Source organism: Holdemania filiformis DSM 12042 (assembly GCF_000157995.1).
GTDB lineage: Bacteria > Bacillota_I > Bacilli_A > Erysipelotrichales > Erysipelotrichaceae > Holdemania > Holdemania filiformis.
The window spans coordinates 214,613-224,023 of record NZ_GG657561.1 but is presented as its reverse complement, the minus strand read 5'-3'; the positions used below and the strand labels follow the sequence as shown (position 1 = coordinate 224,023).

Sequence of the window (9,411 nt, the reverse complement as noted above, 5' to 3'; positions counted from 1 at the left end):
AGCAAAAAGAGAACTGCTTTCAGTTCCCCTCTTATCTATCAGTTCATACTAATAGTTTAACTACGCTGACGGTTTTTAATACACTTCATGGATTCAAAAGCACCGGTCGCAGCCCACCCCAAACATAGACCGCTGATCGCTTTTACCAACATTCCCTGCCCTACTGAAAAATCGGGAATGATCAATCCCAGCACCACGCCCAGTATCGCGCCGATCAGAGGAATCCAGGTACTGTTCATCCGCGGTAAAAATGATTTAAGTAATTCTGCACAGACATAAACGCAGCCTGCGATTAAAATTCCGTTGCCAAGTAATAATTGATGCATGAGTTCCATCATTTCATCCATGTTTCCATCCCTCTTTCACTTCCACTATATGAAAAAATCGAAGGAATTATCCCTCGATCAAGAGTTTCTCTTTATCATTTGGAAACAGCGGTGAATCGAAAAACTCCGCGAGCGTCATCCCAACAGCTTTACAGATCAAGCGAATTGTCTGCAAAGTCACCGTTTTATCCTTTTTTGTTTTCAGCGTACTGATCGTTGATTTATTGACGCCGGACATCTCGGCCAGTTTACTAATACTTTTAATATCTAAAATAGACATAACTTCCTGAATTCGCAGATAGACAGCATAGTTCAGATCTAAAATTTGTTCATTTTCACTCATAACTGCTCTCTCCCGCTTTCATTAATTTCATTATAGCGGTCGTAAAATTTACATATAAGACTAGCAATCGACTATTTTGACCGTTTATTAAAATGAACAATTTTGGTATAATATGGAAAATTGGATTATTGGAAGTGATACTGTACTTGAAATGAAATTAAAAGAAGATAAATAAAAGAACAAATAACAGATTAAGAAGAATTAAAAACTAAGGGCCCTTAGTTTAGCTATTTAATTGGGACCAAAAACACTGAAGCCATAAGTTCCCATTACAGGCGCTGCTGTAGGTGCAACTGCCAACAACGGTAAAATCAGCATCAGACTAACTAAAATCTTTTTCATCTTTTCTGTCCTTTCTTCAGGACAAACGTTTGTCTGTAATAATTATAGATTTCATAGAGATAAACCACAACGAAAGCCCTTTTGAAAATCCGGCGTGAATGACTTATAAAAAGCAGTAAAAATTCAGTTGTTTTAACTCTTTTTTACGAAAGAAGGCTAAAGATACGATGAATACTGATGAAAGTAAACTAAAAGCAGCTTTAATTAGAAAAAGACGAATCGAACTAAATTGGAAGCAAGAAGCTTTTGCAAAATCATTACCTATGGCTAATTCTTCTTTTAGTGAAATGGAAAGAGGAATGCGTCCTATTACTGAAGAATTATATAAAAATATTGCAAATAAATTAAAGTTACCTACGTTAACCACAGAATGGTTAAAAGAACAAAGATTTTTAATGGATCTGATTAAAGAAAAACTATACTTCTGCGATTATAAAGAAGCATGTTCTCTATATAAAGATTTACAATTCAAAGATGAATTACTTAATAATTCTATACTCTTTTTAGAATATAATTTAACCAGTTTCATATATAATGTTACCTTTAGCAACAACAAGGAAACAAAAAAAGTGAAATATCTAAAAAAATATATAGACTGCTTAGATAATACCCAAATATATCAATTCATTTTATACCAAGGAATTTTGGAAAAAAATCTACACCATCCGTCAAAGGCTTTAGATTATTTTCAAACGTTATTTGATAATCCTTATTCCATCAATTATTTTGTTGATTTACTATATTATCAAACAGCAATATGCTTAATTCAAATAGGTCATTTGGCATTAGCTCACAAATATAATAATAAAGCTGAGAATCTTTTTAAAGAGAATGACAATTTTAAGCGTGCGGCGTTTTCACAAATGCATGAGGCTATAATATATACTCATGAAAATCATCCCACAGAAGCAGGAAAAATATATGAAAAATTATTGAAAACTTATTCTCAATATTTAACTGATCAAGATATTAATATTATATTAAGTAATGCCGGGAATAATTATGTTAATGCCACACAATATGATAAAGCCCAGAATATCTATAAACAACTAAAACCAGGATGGCAAAATATACCTGAAATCTTTTATGGAATTGCTTGGACACTATTGCAAACTGATCAACATGATAAACTAGATGAATTCCTTAAATACAGTAAACAATATCCAAAGAATAAATTTATAAAAGATATGTTGGAGATAATAAACCTTCAGAGAAAACCAAACAACGAGAAAGAGATAGAAACAAAACTTAAAGCATGTGAGAAATATTTAAATCGTGAAGGAAGTTCAGAAGGCATGATCTTCATATATGAACAACTGATTCAGTATTATGAAACCCGCTCCATCGTCAAGCAAGTTAAATATCTTAAGAAATTAAATGAGTTAAACAAAAGAGGTATGCAGTATGAGCAATGATGAAGAATTAAGAATCCAGATGGAAAACGATTTACGGAAGCTGAAGGAGAAACTGAAAAAAGATCCGGCGGATCCCTTGCCGCTTATGGCGCTGCGTATGAAATATCCGTTTAATTCCAGCAGCGATTCTCTGAAATCCTTGTTGATCAACGATGACTATGATCTGAAAACTTTATCGGCGCTGCTGCTGGCAGAATACCGTTCCTGGAACCAAAAACATCGAAAATAAAAAAAACTGTAGCGTTGGGATTCATTGATCTATCCCGTAGCGCTACAGTTTCTTTTTTCCTTATTTAATTGCCTGACGAACAAAGCCTTCGTTGTTGTTCAGACGTTCTTCCGCTTCTTCTTTAGTGCAGCCTGTCAGAATCATGACGATGGCTACCTTCGGGTAATTGCCGGATACTTCGTACATCTTGGCCGCTGTTTCATAATCGCAGTCCGTTGCCATCATGATGATGCGCTTGGAACGCTCTACCAGCTTTAAGTTCGTAGCCTTGACGTCTACCATCAGGTTGCCGTAAACCTTGCCATAGCCAACCATCGAAGCCGTGGATAACATGTTCAGGATTAATTTCTGGCAAGTTCCCGATTTCAGACGTGTCGAACCTGTTAAAACTTCCGGTCCCGCATCGACTTCAATGGCAACGTCCGCATGCTTGCCGACTTCACTGTTCTTGTTGCAGGCAACAGAAACCGCGGTCGCTCCAATGGAACGCGCATAATCTAATCCGCCAATAACATACGGAGTTCTGCCGCTGGCCGCGATGCCGCAGACAACGTCTTTTTCAGTCAGTTTCTGATCGACCAGATCCTGCTTGCCTAATTCCGCATCATCCTCAGCACCTTCTACAGCAGTTAAGAATGCGTCCGGTCCGCCCGCCAGTAAACCGACGACTTCATACGTTGTGCCGAAGGTCGGCATGCATTCAGCGGAATCGATAACGCCTAAACGGCCGGATGTGCCAGCGCCCATATAAATCAGACGGCCGCCGCTGCGCAGCGCTTTGATGATCGCCTGGACTGCTTTTTCAATTTCAGGAATCGCTTCCCGGACCGCTTCAGGAACCTTATGATCTTCCTCATTCATGATTTCCAGCAATTCGTGAGTAGACAGCGTATCGAGATTCATGGTTTTCTCGTTACGACGTTCGGTTGTTAAATGATTTAATTTTACTTCAGACATGTTGTGTTCTCCTTTTTTTCTCTCATGTTTATTATAGCGTTTTGACAGGGTTTGGACAAGTCCGGATTTCTATCCCTCCAAACATTCTTCCCACCGCTGCATTAAATGCTCAATCTCGTTGTGCAGATCATCGATCTGTTCATCCAGTTCGTTCATTTTCTGATAATCATGATAGTATTCCGGATCAAACCGCTTTTGGCGTAATTCTTCCAGCTGTTCTTCCTTTTCCGCAATCTGCTTTTCCAGCTTAGCCGCTTCGCGGGCATTCGGATTGCGCTTCGGGGTCTGCCGTTGAATCTCCGCGTCTTTCTTCAGCGCTAGTTCCTTTTCCTTCTCCTGCTGATCCTCATCGAACTGATCATAGCCGAAAGGATAATAGACAGCCTTCCCCTGCATATCAATATGCAGAATCGCCGTAGCGATTTTCTTAATGAAATAACGGTCATGAGAAACGAACAAGATTGTTCCGGTATATCCGTTTAATGCTTCTTCCAACGCTTCCTTGCCTACGATATCCAAGTGATTGGTCGGTTCGTCTAAAAGCAGGAAATTGGCCTGACGCAGCATCAATTTCGCCAGGGACAGCCGAACCTTTTCCCCACCGGAAAGGACGTCGACCGTTTTGAACACATCGTCGCTGGTAAACAGGAACCGCCCCAGTACAGTTCTGATTTGTGTTCGATCTAATTCCGGATAGTCGTCCCACAATTCCTCCAGCACCGTTTTTCCGGAGGAAAACTGCGCCAGCTGCTGATCAAAATAACCCGTTTCAATCTGATGTCCGTACAGATAATCCCCGCCGAGCGCCGGCAGATCGCCGACCAGCGTCTTCATCAATGTACTCTTGCCGCAGCCGTTAGGCCCCAGCACCGCAATCCGCTGTCCGCTTAAAATTTCCAGGGAAATTTCACATAACGGACGATCATAGCCGACCTTAAGCTCTTTGATCTCCAGCACGGTTTTTCCGCCTTTTAACCGCGGAACAAAATGAGCGGAAAAACTCTTGGTATCGCTTTTCTGCGGAGCGTCGATCTTCTCCATCCGTTCCAGCGCTTTGATCTTCGACTGCGCCATCGCCGCCTTTGTCGCCTTGTAGCGGAATCGTTCGATCAAGCCTTCCAATCGTTCAATTTCCTTCTGCTGCCGATTATACATCTGCTGCTGCCGGATTAAATCCTGCTGCTTCTGGTTCTGAAAGCTTGTGTAGTTTCCGGTATAATGCTTCATCGAACCATATTCCAGCTCATAGACTTCTTCCGCAATGTGATCGAGAAACATCCGGTCATGAGAAACCAGCACGACAGCCCGGCTGTATCGCTTTAAATAACCTTCCAGCCATTCGATCGTTTCCAAATCCAGATGATTGGTCGGTTCGTCCAGAAGCAGAATGTCCGGCTTGCTTAAAAGCAACTTAACAAACGCCAGACGCGTTTTCTGACCTCCGGAAAATGTGTTGATTATCCGATCCAACATTTCTTCCTGAAAGCCGAATTTCGTAAACACCGTCATTAATTCCGACTGCCACGTATATCCCCCGGCCATCTCAAACTGCGTTTCCAGCTGGGCATAGCGATCCAGTACGGCTTCGCTGTAATCCGTTGCCATGCGTTCTGTCAGCTTATCGAGCTGAGCTTTTAATTTCTGCAGGGGTTCAAATACTTTTTCAAGATCCTCCCGGACCGTTAACGTTTCATCCGGAAAGGTCGTCTGGGCCAAATAACCGATCCGCGTGCCGGAGGTACTATGGATTTCACCTTTGTCCAGTTCCAGCTCGCCGGTCATAATTTTTAAAAGCGTCGATTTTCCACATCCGTTGCGGCCGACGACCGCTATTTTTTCAGTGCCCCGGATTTCAAACTGAATGTCCTCAAACACAGTCTCCGTGCCGAAGGCTTTACTTCCGCGGCTGATTTGATAGAGCATGGATGTCACTCCCTTTCTAAATGCACAACAGGAACCTGCCGTCTGAATGGGCAGGTTACCGAATTTTTTTCCTTTTTATCTCGATTTCAGCTAAAACTTTACGCTTGCCCGGTTTAACTGCCAGTCGGGATCCGCATCGCTTTCGCTAATCCGGAAGCCGTTGCTTCCGCAATCCTGTCCAGCTCATTTTGCCACGCTGCGACATCTTCACTGTTGCTTAGGAACAAATACTGAATCGTTAACGCCTGCATACCGCAACGATTTTCAGCCGCAAACGCCTGATTCTGACGGGAAGCCTCAGAGAATGTCCCTGCGCCCAGGATTCGTCCGCCTGATTCGCGGATAATTTTCTGGCCGTCATACGCCATTCCATCCTCACCCGTGCTTGTTCCGCTGGCCGACCCCGTCGCTTCCCGGGCATACGTCAGCGAAGTGTTTTCGACAATGGATTTAAGCACAGTAGAAGCCATCCGGTTAGAGGAAAATGAAGAATAAACAATATCTGTTCCCCGCAAGTTGACGTTTGTCGCGCTTTTCATTTCGATATTGATGTAATACCGCGCATGTTGAGAATAAGCACGGTCCAGCCGCCCATCTTCACCGTAGCTGTTGACGATTTCGTCCAGATCCCGTGTCAATTCAACTTTTAAACCTAGTTTTTCAAGCTGATCCTTCAGCTTGACCGCGATTCTGTAATTTTCTTCATACGCCAACAAGCCGTTTCCATGAACGCCTTTATCAGTATAGCCATTATCCTGGTGCATCGCGCCGGGATCGATCATCACATCGATCCAGTCTTCCGGCTGCGGTTGGGTGCTTACCTGAACAAACACATAGTTTTTTTGTAAAAATGGTTCTTCATCCGGGTTGTCGAAAAGATTCTGATCGGCGATTAACTCGATCTTTTTGTTTGTATTTTCCCGTGTAACCGTATAGAAGGTATCGTGCAGTTTTTCATGACTGACGAGTTGTTTTTCTTTCAGATCCTGCATGATGAAAACTTGATAAAAGCCTTCGTCCAGATCTTCCAGAGGAATCTGACCGTCGGCATTTTTTTCCATCATGTAAACAAAATCCAGTCCGCTGCATACATTGCGCAGAATGACCGTCTTCCCGGCAAAAAGATCCTGGCCGTTGCGGTTATAGGTTTCATGATAAAGATTGAGCGTTTCTCCATAGTAAAGATAATCGCCCAATGACAACAGCTGCGCTTCATCAACGATCTGATTTTCAAACAGCTGCCGTGTTTTCTGATTGCTCAATCCGCAAACACCATAGGTATCGACTTGTTTTTTCTGACGCTGATTCAACAGCCATTGCCCCCCGTATGCGATCAGGCAGCAGGCGATAAAGATGAAAAGGAAAGATTTCCAGCGCAGTTTGGAGCCGCGCGGGACATAGCTTGGTTCCACTGTCATGGTTTCCAAAACTCCTTATAACCGGATATCGACGATATGTTTCGGTTTCTGTTCTTCTTCCGGAGGCAGCGTCATGTAGCTTGGCGCAATCGCCGTGCACAGATATTCGTGCGGATGATGCGCGATCGGCAGCTGTGTATCCTCAAACGGAACATACTGAACAGGATAGATATCATCATAATCAAAGATAAATGGTTTTAGCGGACTCTTAAACGTCCAGGTCAGATCAAAGCCGATCTTCTTGCTTCCTTCATTGAGTTTGCCATACATCCGGGCATTGGAAACAAACCAGCGCTTAAGGAACAACGGATTCATGCCGAGGTTATCAAAGAGAATGATAAACGGCATAATCAGCTGGTTCAACATTCGCAGCGGCAGATCCATCGTTTTGCTTGCCGAGCAGTAATCATAAACAAAGACATCGATGAAAATACCGTCGCATTCAGTACAGCGGTTGGCTAACAGCGTATTGACTTCTTTCAGATATGTTCCTTTTTTCCGGATCTTCATCCCCGGGATTAACGGATTATAGCGCTTATCCGTATCGAAACATTGAAAGGTATAGCCTTCCGGAAGATCCTGTTTTAAAGCGACAATAAAGCGCTTGTAGTCTTCATAAAGCATGGCGATATCCGCATCATCATCCCACGGAATAAAGCCCTGATGCCGAACCGCGCCTAAGGCGCTGCCCCCGTTGAGGAAATACGGTATGTTGTATTTCCGGCAAATCCCGTCGATCATTTTAAGCATTTCCAAAAGAACCTTATGGACATCGGCCACGGTAATCTCATTGCCGTTTTCATCTGTTTTTAATACGTATTTTTTCATGTCATCACATCCTACGCTCTATTATAAGAGAATTGAAGATCAACCTCAAGTTTTTTTAGTTTGTGCGGAGCTAAAGGATTTAATTCTTCTGCCAAGCATAAAGAGACAGATCCTTCCGATCATTTCCCATCTGGAATTTTAATTTAGTTTATTCTTGAAATTGAGATTCAAAAGAGTTAACATTAATTTGAAAGATAAACTCAAAAAAGTATTTTTACAAATTTCTGTTTTTTATGAGGCTTTTTCTGATTTTCCGCAATATTAAAGTAGAGGAGGTTTTTATTGCGATGGAAAATACGAATGAACTTCATAACGACAATCCCCTGCAATCGCTGACGCTCTGTCTGGATTCCGTTCAGATTCGTCAGCTTTTGGCCACCATTGACTTTCGAGAGAACGACGTCTTCCGCCATACTTTTGGCTCTGAGGATGAACTATCCAGAAGGATCCGGATCGCTTATTTATCCGATCTCTTTCTCTGCCGGTTTGTCCGGACTTCTATGATGAATACCGAGCCTGTAAAAAATCATCAGGGCGAGAAAGGGATTCGATTTGATTTACTGATTAAAGCTGAAGATGATCAGGGGAACAGCCTGGTGATCAATCTTGAAATGCAGAACTATCAGATGGGCGATTCATTGGCAATGCGCTCACAGGGATATCTGTCCCGCATCGTTGCCGATCAGCTCTGTGTCGGTGATCCGTATGAATTTAATCCAGTGATTCAGGTCATGCTTACCAACCATGTCCCGCAAATTCAAAAGAATGACGGTTATCTGCATGATTATCGTTATACTAAAGAAGAAAAGGCAGTTCCATTACCGGATGAACGGTGCCGGATTCTTTGGGTGGAGATGGACAAGCTGGAAGCGCTGAAAAAGAAGCCGGTGGAAGAATGGAGGTTATCAGAGAAAATACACTACACGGTTCGATTCAGTCACGCTGCAGAGAAACAAAAAATCATACAGGAGTTATCAGAAAAGGAGGAAATCATTCAAATGATGGAAGAGAAAAAGATGGATTTTTTAAGAGATACCAACCTGGCACTGGCCCGGATGCGGGCAAAGTTTGATGAGCGCGATGAACAGATGGTTTATGAAAAAGGAATCGCTAAAGGTAAAGAGGAAGGTAAATTGGAAGGTCAGAAAATGCTGGTTAAGCTTGTATTAAGACAGCGAATGGCACTGAATGAGCGGGAAGAAAAACAAATTGACGAACTTGACGAAGAAAAGCTTTTGGACCTTATTCAAAGCTTGGATGCGATTCATACACCGGAGGATTTTCAAAGGCAGATCCATGACTTAGCGAATCAAAAGGTTCAAATGAAACAGACCGTTCTTAATCGTTAACTTTGGAAATATTGTATAAAGAGAAAAGAGTTAAAAATCCAAACGATCTTTAACTCTTTTTCATGGAGTAATCTTCAGTAAGATTATTTTAATTTGCAGATAGGTTGATCGAAGAAAAACTCAATCAGAACAATAAGTTTTTCGGCGTACGGGCAAACGGAATCACGTCGCGGATATTCTGCATCCCGGTAACATACATGATGAACCGTTCAAAGCCAAGCCCAAAACCCGCGTGCTGACAGCCGCCGTAACGGCGCAGATCCAGATACCATTGCAGTCCC

The 9,411-nt window shown here is 42.3% G+C and carries 11 protein-coding genes; 3 read left to right on the top strand and 8 right to left on the bottom strand.

Features of this window, described 5'->3' with window-relative positions:
- Positions 1-56: 56 nt before the first annotated feature.
- On the bottom strand, positions 57-347 hold the full coding sequence (locus HOLDEFILI_RS13690) for a hypothetical protein (RefSeq protein WP_006060383.1): 291 nt from the start codon (positions 345-347) through the stop codon (positions 57-59).
- A 46-nt stretch (positions 348-393) separates the two neighbouring features.
- Positions 394-669 (bottom strand): helix-turn-helix domain-containing protein, encoded by a 276-nt coding sequence (locus HOLDEFILI_RS13685; RefSeq protein WP_006060382.1) that lies wholly within the window; start codon positions 667-669, stop codon positions 394-396.
- A 509-nt stretch (positions 670-1,178) separates the two neighbouring features.
- Between HOLDEFILI_RS13685 and HOLDEFILI_RS13680 the strand changes: the two genes are divergently transcribed.
- Both HOLDEFILI_RS13680 and HOLDEFILI_RS13675 read left to right on the top strand, forming a co-directional pair.
- Complete coding sequence (locus tag HOLDEFILI_RS13680; RefSeq protein ID WP_006060381.1) at positions 1,179-2,426, top strand: helix-turn-helix domain-containing protein; 1,248 nt, start codon at positions 1,179-1,181, stop codon at positions 2,424-2,426.
- Complete coding sequence (locus HOLDEFILI_RS13675; RefSeq protein WP_006060380.1) at positions 2,416-2,655, top strand: hypothetical protein; 240 nt, start codon at positions 2,416-2,418, stop codon at positions 2,653-2,655. The genes HOLDEFILI_RS13680 and HOLDEFILI_RS13675 overlap by 11 nt, the downstream gene beginning before the upstream one ends.
- 60 nt (positions 2,656-2,715) lie before the next feature.
- Here the strand turns inward: HOLDEFILI_RS13675 and murQ are convergent, their stop codons facing one another.
- From murQ to HOLDEFILI_RS19885, 5 genes are all read right to left on the bottom strand, one after another.
- Entirely contained in the window at positions 2,716-3,612 is an 897-nt protein-coding gene (murQ, locus tag HOLDEFILI_RS13670) for an N-acetylmuramic acid 6-phosphate etherase (protein ID WP_006060379.1), read from the bottom strand.
- Between the two features lie 69 nt (positions 3,613-3,681).
- Positions 3,682-5,535: a ribosomal protection-like ABC-F family protein gene (gene abc-f, locus HOLDEFILI_RS13665; RefSeq protein ID WP_006060378.1), complete on the bottom strand. Its 1,854-nt coding sequence runs from the start codon at positions 5,533-5,535 to the stop codon at positions 3,682-3,684.
- A gap of 113 nt (positions 5,536-5,648) precedes the next feature.
- Positions 5,649-6,953: an N-acetylmuramoyl-L-alanine amidase gene (locus HOLDEFILI_RS13660; RefSeq protein WP_006060377.1), complete on the bottom strand. Its 1,305-nt coding sequence runs from the start codon at positions 6,951-6,953 to the stop codon at positions 5,649-5,651.
- Positions 6,954-6,968: 15 nt separating this feature from the next.
- Positions 6,969-7,781 (bottom strand): LicD family protein, encoded by an 813-nt coding sequence (locus HOLDEFILI_RS13655; RefSeq protein ID WP_006060376.1) that lies wholly within the window; start codon positions 7,779-7,781, stop codon positions 6,969-6,971.
- 200 nt (positions 7,782-7,981) lie between these two features.
- Positions 7,982-8,194, bottom strand: coding sequence for a hypothetical protein (locus HOLDEFILI_RS19885; RefSeq protein ID WP_006060375.1), 213 nt, complete (start codon positions 8,192-8,194; stop codon positions 7,982-7,984).
- Between the two features lie 306 nt (positions 8,195-8,500).
- Between HOLDEFILI_RS19885 and HOLDEFILI_RS19880 the strand changes: the two genes are divergently transcribed.
- Entirely contained in the window at positions 8,501-9,130 is a 630-nt protein-coding gene (locus tag HOLDEFILI_RS19880) for a hypothetical protein (RefSeq protein ID WP_167317153.1), read from the top strand.
- Between the two features lie 124 nt (positions 9,131-9,254).
- Here the strand turns inward: HOLDEFILI_RS19880 and HOLDEFILI_RS18930 are convergent.
- On the bottom strand, positions 9,255-9,411 hold a 157-nt coding region (locus HOLDEFILI_RS18930), incomplete at its 5' end, for an amino acid--tRNA ligase-related protein (RefSeq protein WP_006060373.1).

Bases quoted from the DNA above. Each gene is read 5' to 3' on its own strand.
- HOLDEFILI_RS19885 (WP_006060375.1), bottom strand. From the start codon at position 8,194: ATGGCGGAAGACGTCGTTCTCTCGAAAGTCAATGGTGGCCAAAAGCTG.
- murQ (WP_006060379.1), bottom strand. From the start codon at position 3,612: ATGTCTGAAGTAAAATTAAATCATTTAACAACCGAACGTCGTAACGAG.
- HOLDEFILI_RS13685 (WP_006060382.1), bottom strand. From the start codon at position 669: ATGAGTGAAAATGAACAAATTTTAGATCTGAACTATGCTGTCTATCTG.
- HOLDEFILI_RS13680 (WP_006060381.1), top strand. From the start codon at position 1,179: ATGAATACTGATGAAAGTAAACTAAAAGCAGCTTTAATTAGAAAAAGA.
- HOLDEFILI_RS13655 (WP_006060376.1), bottom strand. From the start codon at position 7,781: ATGAAAAAATACGTATTAAAAACAGATGAAAACGGCAATGAGATTACC.
- abc-f (WP_006060378.1), bottom strand. From the start codon at position 5,535: ATGCTCTATCAAATCAGCCGCGGAAGTAAAGCCTTCGGCACGGAGACT.
- HOLDEFILI_RS13675 (WP_006060380.1), top strand. From the start codon at position 2,416: ATGAGCAATGATGAAGAATTAAGAATCCAGATGGAAAACGATTTACGG.
- HOLDEFILI_RS13660 (WP_006060377.1), bottom strand. From the start codon at position 6,953: ATGACAGTGGAACCAAGCTATGTCCCGCGCGGCTCCAAACTGCGCTGG.
- HOLDEFILI_RS13690 (WP_006060383.1), bottom strand. From the start codon at position 347: ATGGATGAAATGATGGAACTCATGCATCAATTATTACTTGGCAACGGA.